This is a genomic window from Pseudoalteromonas sp. Z9A5, from assembly GCF_011378875.1.
In the GTDB taxonomy this organism is placed as follows: domain Bacteria; phylum Pseudomonadota; class Gammaproteobacteria; order Enterobacterales; family Alteromonadaceae; genus Pseudoalteromonas.
Genome location: NZ_WTLC01000008.1, coordinates 87,764 through 109,719 on the forward strand (window position 1 = coordinate 87,764; position 21,956 = coordinate 109,719).

The window sequence follows — 21,956 nt, forward strand, 5'->3', positions numbered from 1 at the left end:
TTTAATAATTAAACGTTCTATTATTTAATATTATATAAAGATTAATACTAGATTTAAGTTGTGCACGTTTTTATAAGCTCTGTTTTGCAAGCGGTTGTTTTAAAGCTTAGCTAAAGATTGGTAATCAATAAAAATAAGTCGGTTTAATAATGATAACTTTTTTATTAATTCTACCGTTATTATTTAGTTTGTATTTGCTTTTTTTCTGAGCTCTCTGGATGAAGCGCTCTTTTTACGACTATTTTTTTAGCTTTATCAAGCTTTATAAAATAGGCATTACCGCCAATTCCATTAAATTCTTCATCAGTAAATACAATTGTATTATCGTCGTAAAAAGTAATGGCTTCTTTTTGCGTAACAATACCTAAGTCAATTCTTGATACATCCCCTGAGAAAAACTTGTCGCCTTTAAAGTTCTCGAATAGCCAAATACTGGTTGAATCGAGTAATACTAATTTTTTACGATCAGGACTTAATGCAGCTGATGTTATCCAACATAGTTTTTCCATGGTTGTGCAGGTTTTAAATGAGTCGATGAGCTCGGCGTTAAAATTGGCAGCATGATCTCCCACTTTATAAACTTTTGTAATGCCATCAAAAGGTTCAGTACGATTTTTAGTAAATAGATACAAGTGACGCCCTAGCGCTACAAAAGCTTCTAAATCAAAATTACGGTTGTTTGGTTTAATAGGTGTGCCATCCATTTCTGGATAGGTAAATTTTATTATTTCGGCTTCGGTTGTATTTGTTTTTATATCGATTGGGTTTTCTATTTTGTAAATTGTTAACCATTTACGATCGTTTTTGTTATTTCCAAAGTCCCCTAAAAAGAAATGCCCAAATTTGTTTTGAGTCATGTCTTCCCAGTCAATATTTTTAGCATTAGTTACTAATATCTCTTTAGCAATTGAACCGTCTTTATTTAGTCTGTATAGCTTAGGATCGTCGCCACTGTCGTTAATAGCCCACAAGCGTTTATGCTTATCAAATTCGATGCCTGATATTTCTTTTAATTTAGGGTCTACTGATATTTCTTTTTTACTATAAAGGGTATAAATTGAAGATCCAATGAAGCTAGTAATAATAATAAAAATGAGCGCTATAGTAATAAAAATGCTTTTTTTCAACATGAAATTATATATATTTCAGAGTATTAAGATGTGTGTATTATCGCTGATGAAAGTATATAACAAAAGCGTTTTATAAAATTAGTATTATAGTTAAGGCTAATTGTGTCTTTAATAAATAAGTACCAGCTTTATATTTAGTTGGTTTAAAAATTGCTCTATATAACGGTGGTTTTTAAAACGCACTATTGAGCATTAAATTGCACTTAATGAGTGCGTTAAAAGAAACTACTGCACTGTAATAATGCGTAAATAAAGTTTTGTTTAACTTATACATGTTTAATGATTTTGAATGGAATCCACATCGCCTTTTTGTTTAGTTGTATGGCCTGTGGCAAAGATTAATTACCCTTTATGGTTTAGTTGGAGCCTGCTATGTTGAATAAACGTTTTTTTAAAACAAAAGATGAAGCTGAAGTTACTTTTGAATTTTCTCACCCAGAAGCAGAGCAAGTCTGTTTATTAGGTGAATTTAATGATTGGCAACCTGTGCCAATGAAACTTAATAAAAAGCAAGGTGTGTTTAAATACAAGCAACGACTTCCCGTTGATAAGCAATTTCATTTTCGTTACTTAATAAATGGCGATATTTGGGATAATGACCATCAAGCTGATGGTTATATTGGCAATACATTTGGAACAGAAAACAGCATAGTAAATACGCAACGTATAAATTAAGGTAGGGTAATGGACGCTCTTTCGCAGTTGTTTTACCTGCATGGTATTGGCTATGAATTCACTAAATATACTGGTGAACAGGTTTTTTTTAGCGAAGAAACGCGAAAGCGTGCTTTGCAGTGCTGTGGTGTAAACACCGAAGACAGCAATCAGGTTGCACATCTTAACTATGAGCTAGACGCCGCTGGTTGGTTACAATTAGTGCCAAGTGTTAGCTTGGTTGAATCACCTAAAAATACGTTAAAAATACGCATTGATGAGCGCCAACGTCATTTTACTGCCCATGTAAATATTGAATCACTTAATTGTAATTTAACATTCGATACACTTAATGATTATTCCGTTACAGGCGAATATAATTTACATGGGGTACGTTATGTTGAGCTCAGTCTTTTATTGCCCGATATGCCATCTGGTTATTATGATGCGACGGTGCAGGTAGGCGATAATTTATCTCATACTCAAATCTGGTTTGTGCCTGAACAAGTTTATCAAACCGTAGATAAAAAACGCACGGGTTTATCTATACAGTTATATACCTTAAAAAATAACGCTAAGCTTGGTATCGGTGATTTTAGTGATTTATTTACATTAACAAATTTGTGTAGTGAACAAAATATGGATTATATTTTACTTAATCCATTGCATTTATTGTTTGCAAATATGCCAGAACGAGCAAGCCCGTATAGCCCCAATAGCCGTGCACTTTTAAATCCTCTCTATATATCAATCGACTTATGTGAAGACGCTAATAATAACGCACAGCTGAGCACTTTAATGCAAAGTGATGACGTTGTATCACTTACACAAAGCAATGATCAGTTTATAGATTATGAAAAAGTAAGCCGTATTAAGTACACGTTATTTACAGCGCTCTATAATCAGTTTGAATTAACAGCAAGTAAAGAGCGCCAACAAGCATTTACTGATTTTTGTAAAACAAACACAAGCACATTAAATACGCTTGAGTCACTTAACCCATCATTTGACTATTACTTACAATGGCAAGCTCATACTCAATTAGCACTGTGCCAACAAAATTGTGAAGTTAAAGGAATGGCAATAGGTTTAATTAATGACTTAGCTGTTGGCTGTGCTGGTGATGGCGCAGAATTTAAAAGCCAACAGTCCTTATTTAGCCAAGGTGCTAATGTTGGTGCACCGCCAGATCCATGGGCAGAAGCGGGTCAAAATTGGGGATTACCTGCACTTAATCCACATAGCTTGAGCAATAATCATTATGAATTTTATCGCGCACTTATTCGCGCCAATATGCAAAATGTTGGTGGGCTCAGAATTGATCATGTAATGGCAATTCGGCGCTTATGGTGGTGTTTTGACAATAATAGTCAACAAGATGGTTGTTATGTTTATTACCCGTTTGAGCATTTACTCGCGATTTTAAAAATTGAATCTCATATAAATCAAAGCATTGTTATAGGTGAAGACCTAGGCATAGTTCCGCCTGAGGTGAGAGAAGCGTTGGCGAGTAGCGGTATTTTTTCTAACAGTTTGTTCTATTTTGAAAAGCAGCATAATGGTGAGTTTTTATCGTTGGACAACTTAGCACCACATTGCTTATTAATGATTGCTAATCATGATGTTCCACCTTTTACTGGCTGGTGGCAGCATGATGATTTAAATATAAAGCAACAATATGCGCTAATAGATGAGCAACAACATGCAGAACTAACAGAAGTACGAGCACAAGAACAAGCACGCTTACTGCGTTTTATTAATCAAACTGAAAATAAACAACTCACACTGCAAAGTAATGCGATAGATGTGTATAGCGCGTTAGGCATATGTTTGGCACGTTCACAGTCGCGCTTGTTTGCGCTACAAATAGATGATTTAGATGAGCAGCAGTACCCTGTAAATATTCCTGGTACAGATACAGAATATCCTAATTGGCGTCGTGTATTAACGCACACATGCGAAGAGATTTTTAGTAAAAATGCATCGCTATTAGCTGCTATCGATTCTATAAGGAAAGATTAAATGAGCAGTTCTATTACCAATAATTTAAAAACAAATAACGAAAAAGTAGAAAACGCTAAATTAGACACCTCTAAACAAGGAACCGATTACGACGCGCAAGTAAGCGCTTTAAATATAGGGCGTTTTAAGGATCCATTTAGTTTTTTAGGCGCGCACAAAGTAAAAGGTAACGGTGTTGAAATACGTTTATATTTACCTAAAGCGCTTAGCGTTAATGTAACAATTAATAACCAACTTATAAAAACGGAACGTTACAAACAAAGTGATTTGTTTATTGCTTGTTTAAGTGAATTACCCGTATTGCCGTATCAATGCGAAGTTAAATACGAAGATGCGCTAATTACTTTTGATGATGAATATAGCTTTGACAGCGCGCTTGATACAGATGCTATGTATTTATTTAATGAGGGCAGTTTAGAGCATGCTTACTCTCATTTTGGCGCACACTTTTCAACGCAGCAAAATGTTGATGGGGTACGTTTTTGTGTATGGGCGCCCAATGCAGCAAGTGTGTCTATTATTGGTGAGTTTAATTATTGGCAAACTAATCGTCATTTTATGCGTTTTCATCCAGCGAGTGGTGTATGGGAATTATTTATACCAGGCCTTAAAGCCGACATGTGCTATAAATTTTCGATTACAGCTCAAAGTGGAGAAGTACTTGAAAAAGCAGACCCTTTTGCCTTTAAAATGCAGCAAGCACCCGGTACTGCAAGTGTATTGCAATATAAACCAGAACCTATAAAACTAGATGAATACGCTCTACAAAACAGACAAAAACGTAACCATATTGATGCGCCAATTAGTATTTATGAAGTACATTTAGGTTCGTGGCAACGCGCCGAAAACAATCGTTATTTAAGCTATACAGAGCTTGCAGACAAGCTAGTTAACTATGCGCTTGAAATGAATTTTACGCATTTACAGCTTATGCCTATAAGTGAATACCCTTTTGATGGCTCGTGGGGGTATCAGCCAGTTGGTTTATTTGCGCCAACGAGTCGTTTTGGTGACTACAGTAGCTTCAAATATTTTGTAGAGCAGTGTCATAAAGCTAATTTAGGTATTTTACTTGATTGGGTGCCAGGTCACTTCCCTAGTGATCCGCATGGTTTACACCGATTTGATGGCACTCATTTATATGAACATGCTGACATGCGCCAAGGCTTTCATCCCGATTGGAATACTTATATTTACAACTATGATCGCCCAGAGGTTAAAAGCTTTTTAATTTCTAATGCTATGTATTGGTTACACCAATTTGGACTTGATGGTTTACGAGTAGATGCTGTGGCGTCAATGTTGTATTTAGATTACAGCCGAAAAGAAGGTGAATGGGTTGCTAATTGCTATGGAGGTCGTGAAAACCTCGGCGCTATTGAATGTTTAAAGCAGGTTAATTTACGCAGTTACAAAAATAACCCCGGAATAATGATGGTGGCTGAGGAGTCAACAGCATGGCCGGGTGTTACGCAAAGTGTTGATCATAATGGTTTAGGCTTCGGTTATAAGTGGAATATGGGATGGATGAATGACAGTTTACGTTACATGCAACACGACCCACTTTATAAAAAGCATCATCATCACGAAATAACATTTTCGATGGTGTATGCATTCAGTGAAAATTATATTTTGCCACTGAGCCACGATGAAGTTGTTCATGGTAAAGGGTCTTTAATTGAAAAAATGCCAGGCGATGATTGGCAGAAGTTTGCAAACTTGCGTGCTTATTACGCTTTTATGTGGGCTCACCCGGGTAAAAAGTTATTGTTTATGGGCTGCGAAATTGCTCAGCGTAAAGAGTGGGGGCACGATCATTCTATTGATTGGCATTTACTGGATCATCAAAGTCACAGCGGGATTCAACAAACAATTAAACAACTTAATTTAGTTTATAAAAACCAGCCCGCACTATACGAACTAGATACGAGTGCTGCAGGGTTTAATTGGATAGACAATAATAATAATGAACAAAGCATATTAAGCTTTGTTCGCTTTGCTAAAAATGCCCACGACTTTATTGTTGTTATTGCTAACTTTACGCCAATGTCGTATCAAAGTTACGTAATAGGTGTGCCAGCTAAAGGTCGTTATAACGTTATTTTAAACACAGACCAAACATTGTTCTTTGGATCGGGAATAGAGGTTACCCAAAACTCTTCCCAACTTATTGAAGCGTCAAATATTCCAAGTCATGGTTTTGATCAAAGCATTAATATAGCCATTGGCGGATTAACTACTATTTATTTACATAAGGTCGATGATGAGTAATCAATTTGAAGCAACTCATGGTCATGTTGAACCGTTAGGTTCAAGCGTTAAAAGTAACGGCGTTAACTTTGCGCTATATGCACCAAAGGCTACGCAAGCTTATGTGTGTTTATTTGATAAAAGTGGTCATTCTGAAATATTAAAAATGGCGATGAACATTAATGAAGGTGGTATTTGGAGTATTCATATAGCGCCTTTAAATGCTGGTGCGCTATATGGTTTTAGAGTTGAAGGAGAATATAACCCTCAAAAAGGGTTATTATTTAACGAAAATAAACTGCTCATAGACCCATACGCTAAAGACTTATTTGGCGAGTTTACTTGGAGTGAACGCCATTACGGACAAATGCCAATAGGCACTAAAAGTAATGTAAATAATGCCATTGATATACCAAAATCTAAAGTAGCGGCGCCTACATTATATGCTCATAAAAAACCAAACCACAGATGGTCTAATACTGTTATTTACGAATGCCATGTTAAAGGCACAACGTGTCGCCACCCTAAAATACCTAAATCGCTACAAGGTAAGTTTTTAGGTTTGAGTCATCCTACTTTTATTGAGCACTTACATAGCTTTGGTGTTACTGCTGTTGAATTATTACCGGTGCATGCATTTATTAGTGAGCAATTTTTGACTGGCAAGGGGCTGCAAAATTATTGGGGATATAACACGCTTAACTTTTTTACTCCGCACAAAGACTATTTGATAAACGACGATATAAACGAATTTAAACAAATGGTTAAAGAACTTCATGATGCAGACATAGAAGTAATTTTAGACGTTGTTTATAACCATACCGCAGAAGCGGGCACTGATGGTCCTATTTTATCGCTAAGAGGCTTTGATAATTTAGCGTATTACCGCACAGTAACAGATAAGCCAAATGTTTATATAAACGATACAGGCTGTGGCAATACAATTAATATCGATCACCCTAAAACGCTGCAACTTGTGCTCGACAGTTTACGTTACTGGGTTGAAGTAATGGGGGTTGATGGTTTTAGGTTTGATTTAGCAACTATTTTAGGTCGTTCGCAATCAGGGTTTAGTGCGTCTCACACCTTTTTACAAGCGGTTGCTCAAGATCCAATTTTAAACAAAGTTAAACTAATTAGTGAACCATGGGATATAGGGCCTGGCGGTTATCAATTAGGCGCTTTTCCTTCGCCTTGGCGAGAATGGAACGATCAGTATCGTGATGTAATAAAACGCTTTTGGAAAAGTGAACAAGGTATTATTGCTAACGTAGCTAAGCGTTTGCATGGCTCGTTTGATATTTTTGAGCACAGTGAACGAGGTCCGCTAAATAGTATTAACTTTATAACGAGTCATGATGGTTTTACGCTTGCCGATTTAGTGAGTTACGAAGAAAAACATAATGAGGCAAATGGTGAACAAAATCGTGATGGTCACAGTGGCAACCATTCTTTTAACTGTGGTGTAGAAGGGTTTACTAACGATCCTAAAATAACAGCACTTCGCCTGCAGCAGCAAAAAAACTTTCTGCTCACGCTTATTCTATCCAAAGGCGTGCCAATGCTCTCGGCTGGAAGTGAAATGGCGCATTCTCAAGGTGGAAATAACAATGCTTATTGCCAAAATAATCGTACTAGTTGGCTTGCATGGAAGGATTCGCAATTAAACCACGCTTTAACTCGTTTTATAGACGATGCTCTAAAAATTAGACGTGCCCATAGCGCGTTTAAACATAGTGTGTTTTTAGATGATATAGACGAGCGCTTTACCGTTAAATGGTTTACCGAAAAAGGTACTACCATGACTGATGAACATTGGCATGAAGATGCTAGGCAGTTTTTAATGTATAGCTTACTAGATAAGCAAAATAAACACGCGCTATTAATCGTTTTTAACGCAAGTAACAAAACAGTTTTGTGTCAATTGCCGCCGTCACCAATTAGCGCGCCTTGGCAAATGGTTTTATCAAGTGTAAATAATGCATCTGTGAGTAGTAACAACGATGCGATGGTTGAAATTTCTGCACAAAGTAGCTGGGTATTCAGTGCAAACTTAGAGGAAGTAGGTCATGGCTAAACAAGATGAACAAGTGTGTGTAGTAAAGGGTTGGCAAGAAGGTCCAGTTATTGATGAAAACACGCTAAAGGACGACTTAACACGGCATTTTTATTACACACTTGGGCGCGATAAGGTTGGCGAATCAAGGTTATATTTATACCACGCTTTAGCACTGACTATTCGCGATCGGCTCGTTGCACGATGCAGAGAAACTAATCAGCAAATTAAACAAGAAAAGCGCCGAAAAACAGCTTATTTATCTCTAGAGTTTTTAATGGGTCGTGCACTTGGCAATGCAATATTAAACCTAGATTTAGACGACCAAGTAGCGGCTGCGTTACAAGAATATTGTACAACAATAGAAACATTAGAAGATGCAGAGCACGATGCTGGTCTTGGTAATGGTGGACTTGGGCGTTTAGCAGCATGCTTTTTAGATAGTTGTGCAAGTTTAGCATTACCCGTTATTGGTTATGGCTTACGTTATGAATACGGTATGTTTAACCAATCTATAAAAGATGGGAATCAAATTGAGCAACCAGATAACTGGTTACGTGAAGGGCATCCGTGGGAGCTTAGCGCCCCAGAGCATGCTAAACGCGTTAAATTTGGTGGTTACGTGCAAAGCTATACTGATAAGTATGGTCGTGAGCATCGTCAATGGATGAGCTCACACGATGTATTAGCAGTGCCTTACGATGTTCCAATTCCTGGATATAAAAACAATATTGTTAATACACTGCGTTTGTGGAAGTCAGAGGCGACAGATGAATTTAACTTAACAGAGTTTAACGCAGGTAGTTATTCAGAAGCGGTTGCGCAAAAAAACCTGGCTGAGCAAATAACGATGGTGCTTTACCCAAATGATAGCAGCGAAAATGGTAAAGAGCTTAGGTTACGCCAGCAATACTTTTTATCATCTGCGAGTATTCAAGACATAGTTGATCAATGGGTTGCACAACATGGCGAGAGCTTCAGCGATTTTTCTGATTTTCATGTTTTTCAGTTAAATGATACGCACCCAAGCATTGCTGTTGCTGAGCTTATGCGTATTTTAATTGATGATTACGAACTTGATTGGGATGATGCTTGGCAAATAACGACCAAAACAATGGCATACACAAACCATACATTATTACCCGAAGCACTCGAAAAATGGTCTGTATCGTTATTTTCAAAACTATTACCGCGTATTTTAGAAATAGTTTACGAAATAAATGCCCGCTTTTTAGCACAAGTTGCACAACATTGGCCTGGGGATGTAAATAAACAGCGTGCGTTGTCACTTATTGAAGAAGGCGATGAGCCACAAATACGCATGGCGTATTTAGCTATAGTAGGCAGCTATTCTGTAAATGGCGTAGCAGCATTGCATACCGAGTTATTAAAAGCAGGTTTGTTTAAAGAATTTTACGCATTATGGCCTGATAAATTTAATAACAAAACAAATGGTGTAACACCACGTCGTTGGCTTGCACATTGTAACCCTATTTTAAGTAAACTTATTGGCGATAAAATTGGTAATGATTGGGTGGGTGATTTTGCTCAAATTAGCCAACTACGACGTTTTTTTGATGACAAAGCATTTCATGCACAGTGGCAATCTGCTAAACGTGAAAACAAACAACGCTTAGTTGATTTAGTTAAAGCACGGTGTGGTATCGAGTTTGATGTGTCGATGATGTTTGACGTACAGGTAAAACGTATTCACGAATATAAACGCCAGTTATTAAACGTGTTGCATGTAATTCATTTATACGACCGTATTCGCCGTGGCGATACAAAAGGGCTAGTGCCACGTTGTGTACTTTTAGGTGGTAAAGCAGCACCAGGCTATTACATGGCTAAAAAAATTATTAAGTTAATTAATAATGTAGCCGAGGTTATTAATAAAGATCCGCTTGCTGCACCTTATTTACGTGTTGCATTTTTACCTAATTATAATGTAACTGCTATGGAAGTTATTTGCCCTGCAACCGATTTATCAGAGCAAGTTTCAACAGCGGGTAAAGAAGCTTCGGGCACAGGTAACATGAAGTTCATGATGAATGGAGCCCTGACCATTGGTACGCTTGATGGGGCAAACATAGAAATTAGAGATGCTGTAGGCGCTGATAACTTCTTTTTGTTTGGCGCAGAAGCACATCAAATCGACGATATTAAATCGCGCTACAATCCAGAGCACTTAATTGCTCAAAATAGTGATTTAAATAATGTAATGCAACTACTCGAAAGCGGCCATTTTAACTTATTCGAACCATGCTTATTTGACGATATAACAAATGCAATTAAGAGCCCACACGATCCATGGCTTGTAGCGCACGATTTTGAAAGTTATGTGGCAGCCCAAAAAGAGGTTGATAAAGCTTACGCAGATCAAACTTATTGGACACAAATGAGTATTTTGAATACAGCCGCAAGTGGGATGTTTTCAAGTGATAGAACTATAAGCCAATACAGTGACGATATTTGGCACTTAGAACCACTCAATATTAGTGAAACAGACTTAACGACAACTAAAAGCCATGCCACTAAAAGCCTAGACTAAATGGAGAGAGTATTATGCCTAATTATGAAAACCGCTACATAAGTAGCCTAACAAGAGAAACTTATGCGTTAATACTTGCTGGTGGTCGTGGTTCACGATTACACGAATTAACAGATTGGCGTGCAAAACCTGCAGTATATTTTGGTGGTAAACATCGAATTATCGACTTTCCGTTATCAAACTGTATTAACTCAGGTGTAAGGCGCGTGGGTATTGCTACACAATACAAATCTCACTCGCTTATACGTCATGTAAATAGAGCATGGGGGCATTTTAAAAAGGAGTTGGGTGAGTCGGTTGAAATATTACCTGCTTCACAGCGTCAAGGTGATGATTGGTATTGTGGGACAGCCGATGCGGTTTTTCAAAATATAGATATTATTCGTCATGAGTTACCTAAGTATGTGATGATTTTGTCAGGTGATCATGTTTATAGAATGGATTATGGTGCTTTATTAGCTAAACATGTCGAAAATGGTGCTGATATGACGGTATGTTGTTTAGAAGTGCCAGTAGAAGAGGCCGCTGATACTTTTGGTGTTATGACCGTAGATGAAGAAAGCCGCGTTCGACGTTTTGACGAAAAGCCGGCAATCCCAAGCTCAGTACCAGGAAAGCCAGGTATATGTTTAGCTTCAATGGGAAACTATGTATTTAATACAGAGTTTTTATTTGAACAACTTAAAAAAGATGCCGAAACTGAAGGTTCAGGTCGTGACTTTGGGCACGATATTATTCCAGCCATTATTGAAGAGCATAATGTGTTTGCATTCCCATTTAGAGATCCAGAGCAAGAAGGGCAACCTTATTGGCGTGATGTCGGAACGCTAGATTCGTTTTGGGAAGCGAATATGGAATTAGTAATGCCAGAACCTCAGCTTGATTTATACGACCCACGATGGCCAATTTGGACTTACCAAGAACAACTGCCACCAGCTAAATTTATTTTTGATGATGACGATAGACGTGGTATGGCTGTTGACTCTACTGTATCTGGTGGGTGTATTGTTTCGGGTTCGTTAGTTAGAAAGTCATTATTGTTTTCTAACGTACATGTACGTTCTTTTTGTACTATAGAGCAGTCAGTTATTTTACCAGGTGCTGTTATAAACCGAGGTTGCAAAATCAAGCGCGCTATAATAGATAGAAGCTGTGAAATACCAGCAGGGCTTGAAATAGGTTACGACCGCCAAGCAGATCAAGAAAATGGCTTTAGAGTATCTAAAAAAGGCATAGTACTTGTTACCCGTGATATGCTCATCGAGCTTGCTAAAAAGCTAGAACGTCAATCGCGTGAGAATAAAAAGCTAGCTTAAACAATAAGCTAAAAAATAAGCACGGCAATAAGGCTTGCTCTTAATTGAGCAAGCCCACACAGAAATAAAGGAAGAAGTAAATTAATGCATGTATTAATGGTTGCAGCAGAAAACGACGCGTTACCAGGCGCAAAAGTAGGCGGAGTGGCAGATGTAGTACGTGATGCGCCAAAAGCACTTGCAGAACAAGGTATAACAGTTGATGTAGTTATTCCCGATTATGGCTTTGTCCACCTTAAGCGTGTTTATATTGGTGAAGTAACTGTTGCATTTCATGCACAATCACATATTTTAAAACTTTATAAAATAGAACAAACACAAAATAATGTAAGCCAAATTGTTATTAGCCATCCATTGTTTAGTGACTCTGGTAGTGTGTACTGCAACGACGCACCAGGTAGACCGTTTGCGACTGATGCAACTAAATTTGCTTTATTTAATGCTGGCGTTTGTGAAGCTTTATTGCAAGGCTTACTTACGCGACCTAATGCCTTACATTTACACGATTGGCACAGCGCATGTGTAGCTGTTTTACTCAAGTTTGAAGCTCGCTATAGCTCACTTATTAATTTACATATTGCCTACACAGTGCACAATATTGCATTACAAGGCATAAGACCTTTTAAGCATGATGATTCTAGCTTAGAAGCATGGTTTCCTTCACTTAGTTATAATGGTCAGTATTTATGTGACCCTCGCTATCCTAATTGTTTTAACCCAATGCGAAGTGCCATTAATTTATGCGATAAAGTACATGTTGTATCACCAACATATAGCCAAGAAGTGCTTAACCCCAGTAATTATGAACATGGTTTTTTTGGTGGTGAAGGGCTCGAACAAGACCTACAAAATGCAGCCAAGCAAGGTAAGTTAATTGGTATTTTAAATGGCTGTGAATACCCTGAACGTAATGAAGAAAAAGCTGATTTAAATACTTTATATCAAAGTATCGAAAATACCTTATTTAACTGGATGGCGAATAATGAGCAACTACAAAGTAGTTACTATATTGCTCATCAACGGTTACAGCAATTTAAAGCTTTACCTAGCAATGGACCATTAGTAACCAGTGTTGGGCGACTCACAGATCAAAAAGTATTGCTATTATGTCAACCAGTCGATGGTAAGTTAGCCATAGATAACGTGTGTAAGGTTATTAATAGCTTTAATGGGCGACTTATTATATTGGGTTCAGGGGATAGTGAACTTGAATTAATTTTTACAAAAGCAATGGCGCGTAATCCAAATCTTTTATTTTTAAAAGGTTATGGTCAGGGCGTTGGTGACTTGATGTATCAATTAGGTGATTTATTTTTAATGCCAAGCTCGTTTGAACCTTGTGGTATTAGCCAAATGTTGGCAATGCGTGCAGGGCAACCTTGCCTAGTTCATAGTGTTGGCGGGTTAAAAGATACCGTAAAGCATAATGAAAATGGTTTTAGTTTTATTGGCGGCACCTTAGCAACTCAAACGAGTAACCTACTTACTTGTTTAAACGAAACACTCTTAATTAAAAAGCAGGATCCTAAAAAATGGCTTAAAATAAAGGAAAGCGCAGAACAAGCGCGTTTTTCATGGCCACAAGTGGCTGCTGATTATATAACAACCTTATACCAGTAAATTGTTACGTAAGTTAGAAAGTTGAGTGACAATTTTATCGATTTAAGGTTTAATTACTTAGTATTATATAAAATCTAAGAAGTAGGTAATGTGTCTGTATTTGTTGCAAGGCAAGCAATATTCAATCGTCGTCAAAAAGTAGTAGCCTATGAGCTACTTTTTCGTGATAGCCCTAAAAACTATTTCCCTGATATAGCCGAAGGTCAAGCAACAGCTCGACTTATTATGGAAAACCAGCTCAATTTAGGTACTCGGCATATAACGTCGGGTAAAAAAGCATTGATCAATATTGGACCAGAGTCTTTAAAACTAGACTTATGCGCTTTTTTACCCAGCCAAGATGTTGTAATAGAACTGCTAGAAACAATAGAGCCAAGCGACGATAATTATGCTTTATGCTGCGATCTTTTTAATAGTAATTACAAACTAGCACTAGACGATTTTGTGTATAAACCACAGTGGGATCGTTTTTTAAAGTTAATCAAATTAATTAAATTTGATATAAAAATAACGCCTCTAAATGAAATAACTACAATCGTTAAAAGCCTTCAGAAAAATAAAAAAATTAAATTACTTGCTGAAAAATTAGAAACTCAAGAAGATTACCAACTTGCCTACGATATGGGGTTTGATTACTTCCAAGGTTATTTTTTTGCAAAACCAACCATGATAACGCAAAACGATATTGATTATAATTATGGGTTGGTTGTGGCTATTTATGCTGAAATAATGAAACAAAGCCCTGATATAAAAGTTATTTCTGGTTTGTTTGAACTCGATGCTGCACTTGCTTATAAATTATTACGCCTAATTAACAGCGGTGTTTTCCCTATTCAAAGTGAAATATCGTCATTAAAGCAAGCCTTGGTTTACTTAGGACACGACCGTATAAAGAAGTTTGTAAGCTTAATTGTAACTGCGCATACTGCGGGTAAAAAGCCTGCAGAATTAATGCAAGTTTGTGTAGTCCGAGCACGTTTTTGCGAATTAATAGCCAAAAGGGTAGCTAAACATCTCGTTGGAGAAGCGTTTTTAACCGGGCTTTTTTCGTTACTCGATGCAATACTTGATCAACCAATGAGCCTATTAGTAGAAAAGTTACCTTTTCCTGATGAAATAAAAGCGGCATTGCTTAATGATAAAAATAAACTTTACTACATTTTAAATGTTGTTAAAGCATATGAAAGTGGAAGTTGGTGGGCACTAGAACAAGCCATGCTCTTATTAAATATAGACAGTGATACATTACCTCAACTTTACCAAGATGCAGTCGATTGGGCTGACAGTTATAAGAATAATATTTAACGGATAATAGCTTTAATGCGCAATTATAATATGGACTTTATTCGCGGCGTTGCCGTGCTCGGCTTGGTTTACATGAATGCTTACGCCTTCGGCTTTTTTGAATACGGGTATACCTCTTTAACTAATCCTCCTGTTAGCGACTCAATTATTCACATCTTTAGCACTTTGTTTGTAGATGGTCGTTTTAGAACCTTATTTAGTTTGCTTTTTGGAGCGGGGCTTTATATTCAATGGCAACGTTATAAGTCTGATGTGCAATTAAAAAGCAGGCTTTACTGGTTAATATTATTTGGTTTAGCGCATGGTTTTTTACTTTGGGCTGGTGATATTTTATTCGTTTATGGTGTGTCTGGTTGGTATGCCCTTAAATATTTAGAAAGCGACAACGAACTACTCTTAAAACGTGGAACAGCGTTTATTTTATTGGGAGGAGTAACTACAGGGCTTGTTATGTATAGCGCCCCTGCTGATATTATTTACCGTAACTCTGAAGATTTCATCTCTTTATATAACCCTCACTACATTGATTACTTTATTTCGAACATTAGTATGAATGCATTAATGATATTTATAGTGCCAATAATGACTATGTGGATGTGCGTAGGTATTATGCTTATTGGTATTTATTTATATAAACAAGACGTATTTAGTAAAGGATTGAACTCGCAGCAGTTAACCGTTGCTGTAATTGTGAGTATTATTTTTAGTGTATTTAGGCTCTGTATTTCGCAATACAACAGTGGCTTTATGTATGCAATTCAAGAGTTAATAAATATGTTTGCGGCCCTTGGTATGGCTGCACTTTATATTCATTTAGTTGTTAAGTTTTGCAATAACAGCGCACACGTAGGTAAGCTTATTCAACAAGCAGGGCGCCTAGCATTTACTTTATATATTAGCCAAACACTCATGCAATTATTGTTATATAAAGTGCTATTTACCCACTGGGTACTTAGCTTTAATCGAATAGATTACTGGTTAGTAGCAACGGCTTTAGTTGCACTGCAATTGCTATTTACATTTATATACAGCCGCTATTTTAGCCAAGGTCCGCTTGAATTTGTATGGCGAAAATTAACTAAAGCAAAAATTAATGCTTAAACACCTATAAATATTAAATTAGGGGCGAAAAAATAGTGTGGGTGGTTTACACTACTCGCCTTAAAAATTACTACGCTATAAGTGCCATGACTGAATTAAAACGTTTAAATAAATTTATTAGTGAAACAGGATTTTGTTCACGCCGCGAAGCCGATAAATATATTGAGCAAGGTCGTGTCAGCGTTAATGGCTACTCACCAGAAATGGGTGTAAAAGTAGCCGCTACCGATGTTGTATTAATTGATGGTAAGCCTCTTAAAGCCACGCCGAAGCGCGTTTACATTGCCTACAATAAACCGGTTGGCATAACGTGTACTACCGAGAGTAAAATTCAAAGTAATATTATACGAGCGGTAAATTATCCTACGCGTATATTCCCAATAGGGCGTTTAGATAGACCGTCTGAAGGGCTTATATTTTTAACCAATGAAGGCGACATTGTTAATAAAATTTTGCGTGCGGGCAATAATCACGAAAAAGAATACGTTGTTACGGTAGATAAACCGCTTAATCGTCAATTTGTTACAAAAATGGCGAATGGTGTGCCTATTTTAGATACAGTCACTAAAGAATGTAAAGTTACGCAAAGTGGCCCTAAAGAATTTAAAATAGTCCTTACTCAAGGTTTAAACCGTCAAATACGCCGTATGTGCGAATACTTAGGCTACGAAGTTGTAACCTTAAAACGTACGCGCATAATGAACGTAACACTTAAAGGTTTAAAAGTAGGGCAGTGGCGTCATTTATCAGATATTGAAATGGCGCAAATAAACGATTCAATTTCTGATTCTGGTAAAACCCAAGAGCACTCGCTTGATACTAATAAGCAATCAGAAGTTAATGTAGCTTCAGCACCTAAAAAGCGTGATTTTCAGGGAGAAAACCCACGACGCTTTAATAATAGCGACCGAAATAGTGATCGTAGTACTGAGCGAAATACAAATCGTAACTCTGAGCGTGGTAACGCTAATAGCGAACGTAAAAATGAGCGCAGTAACGCACCTTATCAAAAGCGCTCAACCACGTATGTTGGTAAACCTAAAAGTATTAAAAACGATAAGCCGGTAGACTCTAAAACGAATACGCGAAAAATATTAACTCTAAAAAAATAGTTTATCCTGAAAAATTACCACTGTATTTCATCAACAACAAATCCGAGTGGGCTTTTAACGCCCACAAAGGTTAGTTTTTTGTTTTGTAAGCTAACCAGTTTATGCTTATCTGCATACCACCTAAATGAACGTTTTCTGTACGTTGTTAAATCTAGAACCGTCAATTCTGAACATTCATATTCATAAAACCTTGGGCATTTATCTACTTTTATTAGTTGATATTCTCGCTGCCATGAATCACCACCTTGGTAGTGAGTAAAAATTTTCGGTAAGAGGCAAATCGAAGCCGACATCCATAAATAAAGTAACAGAGGGACTCCTAGTGCTTCGCGTAAACTACGTAATTTTCCGTATTCAGAAATAAGATCTTTAATATTACCTCTTAAAATATAACTGTCGTTGTATTTTTTATTTAAAAAAATAAATGTAATAATACTTAAAATAATTGTAAGTATTGGAAATAACGTTTTTAAAAAGAAATCATAAGTACCGCTAGCAATAAAAGAAGGATCGACCTTTTCATCCCATTTCATTAAAATATACGGTGGTAAGAAAAGGAAGAATATAAGTGATTCATAGAGAAATTTTTTTGCAGTCAAAGGTGATCACTTATTAAATGTTGCATTGGTTACGGCTTAAATATAAAAGCCAATATAAAGTAAAAGCATACCAAAATAGATAGCAAATGCTGATAGTGCGTTTTTTGAGCGCAAGCGTTTAACTATGTCGCGTGTCCCGTTAATCATACCTAAAAACACTAGCCCTATACCACCTGTAAATCGGTAGTTGTTCAAGTTTACGTTACCATTATCGTCGCTTATAAAGCGTAGATAGCCAAAAAGTATAAAAATACTGCCTGCTATTAGTATCGCAATTTTAAAATTTTCCAACGCTTTTCCTAAATGTTGAGATAATAAACACAATACGATAGATTTTTAACCCGTATATAAACCTAACTATATTATGAATTTCATGTTTGTCTAGCAAACCATACTAAGTTCAACTAGTAGGGAAAGGCACTAAAAATCGTGGTTGTGTTGTTAAATTGCTCTTATCTCTCTTAAAGCCTGTTTTATATTGCGCATTACCAGTACGGCTTAGTTATATGTTGGATAAACTGTTAAGATGCGCCGTCTTAATAATGTAGAAAGGTTATAGAAGTAACATGTCAAAATTTTTCTTTATGGGTAAGCCCGACATAATGGGTAAAAATAACAGTAATGGATTTGCACCAAAACGTACCGCAAAGGTTGGCACAGAGCTGCACCCGTTAACGTTAATTGTAAACTCGGCAGAACGATGCTCAGAAATAGAAGCCTTATTAGCAGAGCATTCGCTCTTTGCTTCAATTGAAGTTAAAGAACAAGAACCAGAAGATATTCGTGAACTAGACTTTGCACTTAGTAAGTCAACGCCACAAGTATTTGATAAAGTACCAGAGCGCAATGCCCCCTGTTTATGTGGTAGCGCTAAAAAGTACAAAAAGTGTTGCGGTTAATTTAATTGACCACTAAATAAGTAGCCTTTCTTATTTCACATGATTTATACCAACCTGCATAAATATTTGAACAATTTATCGAATTAAATCACTCTACAACGTTGTTAAAATTTTTTATTTAGAACACTAGATACAAAAAGTTTTTGCCTAGTTCTAGCGCAATTTTCTTATTGTTAAATAGACCCCATATATAAGCAGATTGGTATTAAATAAAAATGCCACTGACCTTAAGTCAGTGGCATTTTTTAATGCTTTTTAATTATAGGGCTAACTATTTACGTGGTTCATAATCTATTCTAAATATAACGGTATAAAGCACCGGTACTACAATTAATGTAAGTATGGTGGCAAAACCTAGCCCAAACATAATAGTTACTGCCATTGATTGAAAAAACACATCAAATAACAGTGGTATCATCCCCAATATAGTGGTTATAGCTGCCATAGCTACAGGGCGCACTCGGCTCACACCGGAGTCAAATACGGCTTGATATGGTTGCTTTCCTTCACGAAGCTCTAGATTTATTTGGTCAACCAACACAATACCATTTTTAATTAACATACCACTTAAGCTTAATAGCCCCAATAGACCCATAAAGCTAAATGGTGTGTTCATCACCAGTAACCCAGCACTCACGCCAATAATGGCAAGTGGCACAGTTGCCCAAATAACGAGAGGTTGTTTTACAGAGTTAAACAGTAATACGGTTACTGCAAACATGGCTAAATAACCTAGCGGTAGTGAGCCAAAAATTGCTTTTTGTGCTTTGCTTGATGATTCAAATTCGCCGCCCCATTCAAGTTCATATCCGTGTGGTAGTTCAATGTTTTCTATAGGAGCACGAATACGAGCAAATAGTTTTGCTGGTGTTTCGTCGCCTAATACATTGTTGTCAGCCATTACCGTGATTGTTCGTTTACGATCTCGGCGCATTATAAGGCTGTCTTCCCACTCAACAACAAACTCATCAACTACTTGTGTTACGGGAACGAACACAGCCAGTACAGGGCTATATATTTGTAGATCGTGTACGCTTTCTACATTTAAGCGCTCGTTTTCAGGTGAACGGGTAATGATAGGTAATAACTGCGTACCATCGCGATACACGCCAACTTGTTTACCTGAAAGGCTTGTTAGTAAAACATCATCAAGATCTGATTTACTAATACCTAAGCGCCGCGCTTTTTGCTCATTAAATTGTGGACGAATCATTTTAGTACGAGCACGCCAATCATTACGTATATTAAATGCCCCATCGTCATTACCTAACAATTCTTCAGCTTTAGCTGCTAACTGCCTTAAAATAACAGGATCAGGACCCGAAAAACGTGCTTCTATTTTTGCATCAGTAGAGGGACCAATTTCCATCGGTTTAATTTTTAATTGAGCTGATAGCGCATGGTTTATCGAGTAGTCGCGTACTTTTTGCATAATAACAGCAACGGCTTCTCTATCAGCAACACGTATTATTAATTGTCCGTATGCAGGGTATGATTTTTCTGGCGCGTAAGTAAGCATAAAACGCGGTGCGCCTTGACCTATGGTACTGGTTACTTCTTCAACTAAATCTTCATTTTGTAAATAGGTTTCAAGTTGCTTAACACCGTCAAGTGTTGAGCGAATATCAGACCCTTGTTGTTGCCAGTAATCAACATAAAACATAGGAGTGTTAGAAGCTGGAAAAAACGACTGTTTAACAGAGCCAAAGCCAACAACTGCGCTACAAAGTAAAACAACCATTAAAATAAGCGTCGTTTTTCTAAAGCGTAAAGATAGGTCTAAAATAGTCTTATAGGTGTTAAAAATAATACCTTGATATGGGTCTTCGTCTTCTTGGCCTTTTTCGTTTTTAAACTCGTTTTCTTTAAACATTAAATTAGCAAAAAATGGCGTTAGTGTTATTGCCGTTATCCAGCTTAATAAAAGTGAGATAAACAATACCCAAAACAAGCTACCAGCAAATTCACCACTGGCATCAGAACTCAAACCAATTGGCGCAAAAGCAGTAACGGCAATAACAGTGGCACCTAATAATGGCCATTTAGTTTGTTCTACAATGTTAATTGCTGCTTTTAACTTTGTTTGACCCCGTTTAAGGTTTATAAGTATGCCTTCGGTGACCACAATTGCGTTATCTACTAGCATACCGAGGGCAATAATAAGGGCGCCTAACGATATACGTTGTAAATCGATGGCAAACAATTTCATAAATATAAACGTACCTAATACGGTAAGAAGTAAAATCCCACCAATTAAAATACCGCTTTTTAAACCCATAAATAACAGCAGTACCACAATAACAATTGCAATAGCTTCGAGCAGGCTGACAATAAACCCATCAACTGATTTTTCGACTTCTTTAGGTTGGTTATACACCGAACTTATATCAATACCATGTGGGCGTTGGTATTCAAGTGATGCTAAATGCTCATCTATATGTCTACCAATATCAACTACGTTAACGCCCGAGGTAAACGAAATACCGATTAAAAGTGCTTGCTTATCATTAAAACGAATAATGTTACTAGGGACTTCGGCGTATTCTCTAAAAACCGTTGCTACATCACCTAAATAGATAAGCTCACTTGCACCAGACTTTGAAATGAGTAACGTTTCGAGTTCTTTTACATCTTTAAATTCACCGGTAGGGTGCAAGCGAATTGATTCATCGCCTACACGAATTTTACCGGCATTTGAAACTGTATTTTGTGATTGTAATAACTGAAATATATGGCTTGGCGCAATGCCTAATTGAGCTAATTTACGGGTAGAAACTTCTACCATTACTTGCGCTTGTTGCTCTCCAGCAATTGTTACTTTACTTACACCTTTAACAAGGACTAGTTCACGCTTTAAAAAGTCTACGTAATCTTTAAGTTCGTCATACGAATAGCCATCGCCAGTTACCGAATACATAACACCGTACACGTCAGCAAAGTCATCCAAAATAGTACTAGGATAAACACCACTAGGTAATGAAGGGGAAAGGTCATTAATTTTACGACGCATTTCATCCCAAATTTGGCGAAGCTGCTCTTTTCGATAAGTGCTTTTCATTTCGACAGAAATTTGCGATTTACCATTCGATGAAATAGACGTTACGTAATCTACATAGGGAAGTTGTTGTATTGCATTTTCGATTGGAAAAGTAACTTCTTCTTCAACTTGTTGTGGTGACGCGCCAGGGTACATAGTAATAACCATGGCTTTTTTAAGTGTAAATTCAGGGTCTTCTAATTGCCCTAAATCAAAGTACGAAACACTACCGCCAATTAATAACAGTAGCGTAAACATCCAACTAATTACTTTTTTCTCAATAGAGAGTTGTGCAAAACTCATA

15 protein-coding genes are annotated in these 21,956 nt (G+C 37.0%); 11 read left to right on the top strand and 4 right to left on the bottom strand.

Features of this window, described 5'->3' with window-relative positions; all coding sequences use genetic code 11:
- Window positions 1–179 precede the first annotated feature (179 nt).
- A complete protein-coding gene (locus GQR56_RS06270; protein WP_166109575.1) occupies window positions 180–1,130 on the bottom strand; it encodes a hypothetical protein in 951 nt (316 codons plus the stop codon).
- A 372-nt stretch (window positions 1,131–1,502) separates the two neighbouring features.
- Between GQR56_RS06270 and GQR56_RS06275 the strand changes: the two genes are divergently transcribed.
- The 10 genes from GQR56_RS06275 (at window position 1,503) to rluF (ending at window position 17,117) form a co-directional block, all read left to right on the top strand.
- Window positions 1,503–1,805 (top strand): isoamylase early set domain-containing protein, encoded by a 303-nt coding sequence (locus GQR56_RS06275; protein ID WP_166109577.1) that lies wholly within the window; start codon window positions 1,503–1,505, stop codon window positions 1,803–1,805.
- A gap of 9 nt (window positions 1,806–1,814) precedes the next feature.
- Entirely contained in the window at window positions 1,815–3,806 is a 1,992-nt protein-coding gene (gene malQ, locus GQR56_RS06280; RefSeq protein WP_166109579.1) for a 4-alpha-glucanotransferase, read from the top strand.
- Window positions 3,807–6,077, top strand: coding sequence for a 1,4-alpha-glucan branching protein GlgB (glgB, locus tag GQR56_RS06285; protein WP_166109581.1), 2,271 nt, complete (start codon window positions 3,807–3,809; stop codon window positions 6,075–6,077).
- The gene (gene glgX / locus GQR56_RS06290) at window positions 6,070–8,133 is read left to right on the top strand and encodes a glycogen debranching protein GlgX (RefSeq protein WP_166109583.1); all 2,064 of its coding nucleotides are present in this window, start codon (window positions 6,070–6,072) and stop codon (window positions 8,131–8,133) included. Before glgB ends, glgX begins: the two co-directional genes overlap by 8 nt.
- The gene (locus GQR56_RS06295) at window positions 8,126–10,663 is read left to right on the top strand and encodes a glycogen/starch/alpha-glucan phosphorylase (protein ID WP_166109585.1); all 2,538 of its coding nucleotides are present in this window, start codon (window positions 8,126–8,128) and stop codon (window positions 10,661–10,663) included. The genes glgX and GQR56_RS06295 overlap by 8 nt, the downstream gene beginning before the upstream one ends.
- Before the next feature lie 14 nt (window positions 10,664–10,677).
- Entirely contained in the window at window positions 10,678–11,979 is a 1,302-nt protein-coding gene (gene glgC / locus GQR56_RS06300) for a glucose-1-phosphate adenylyltransferase (RefSeq protein ID WP_024611360.1), read from the top strand.
- 84 nt (window positions 11,980–12,063) lie between these two features.
- On the top strand, window positions 12,064–13,599 hold the full coding sequence (locus GQR56_RS06305) for a glycogen/starch synthase (protein WP_166109587.1): 1,536 nt from the start codon (window positions 12,064–12,066) through the stop codon (window positions 13,597–13,599).
- 90 nt (window positions 13,600–13,689) lie between these two features.
- Window positions 13,690–14,904: an HDOD domain-containing protein gene (locus GQR56_RS06310; RefSeq protein ID WP_024611358.1), complete on the top strand. Its 1,215-nt coding sequence runs from the start codon at window positions 13,690–13,692 to the stop codon at window positions 14,902–14,904.
- Window positions 14,905–14,934: 30 nt separating this feature from the next.
- A complete protein-coding gene (locus GQR56_RS06315; protein WP_166109615.1) occupies window positions 14,935–16,005 on the top strand; it encodes a DUF418 domain-containing protein in 1,071 nt (356 codons plus the stop codon).
- 86 nt (window positions 16,006–16,091) lie between these two features.
- Window positions 16,092–17,117 (top strand): 23S rRNA pseudouridine(2604) synthase RluF, encoded by a 1,026-nt coding sequence (gene rluF / locus GQR56_RS06320; RefSeq protein WP_166109589.1) that lies wholly within the window; start codon window positions 16,092–16,094, stop codon window positions 17,115–17,117.
- 14 nt (window positions 17,118–17,131) lie between these two features.
- Here rluF and GQR56_RS06325 read toward each other — a convergent pair whose 3' ends face one another.
- Window positions 17,132–17,650, bottom strand: coding sequence for a hypothetical protein (locus tag GQR56_RS06325; RefSeq protein WP_206018110.1), 519 nt, complete (start codon window positions 17,648–17,650; stop codon window positions 17,132–17,134).
- A gap of 102 nt (window positions 17,651–17,752) precedes the next feature.
- Window positions 17,753–18,007 (bottom strand): MetJ regulator of methionine regulon, encoded by a 255-nt coding sequence (locus GQR56_RS06330; RefSeq protein WP_166109593.1) that lies wholly within the window; start codon window positions 18,005–18,007, stop codon window positions 17,753–17,755.
- 275 nt (window positions 18,008–18,282) lie between these two features.
- Between GQR56_RS06330 and GQR56_RS06335 the strand changes: the two genes are divergently transcribed.
- Window positions 18,283–18,615 carry a PBPRA1643 family SWIM/SEC-C metal-binding motif protein gene (locus GQR56_RS06335; RefSeq protein WP_166109595.1) on the top strand — a complete coding sequence of 111 codons (333 nt, stop codon included), beginning with the start codon at window positions 18,283–18,285 and terminating at the stop codon, window positions 18,613–18,615.
- Window positions 18,616–18,886: 271 nt separating this feature from the next.
- Here the strand turns inward: GQR56_RS06335 and GQR56_RS06340 are convergent, their stop codons facing one another.
- On the bottom strand, window positions 18,887–21,955 hold the full coding sequence (locus GQR56_RS06340; RefSeq protein WP_166109597.1) for an efflux RND transporter permease subunit: 3,069 nt from the start codon (window positions 21,953–21,955) through the stop codon (window positions 18,887–18,889).
- Window position 21,956 lies beyond the last annotated feature (1 nt).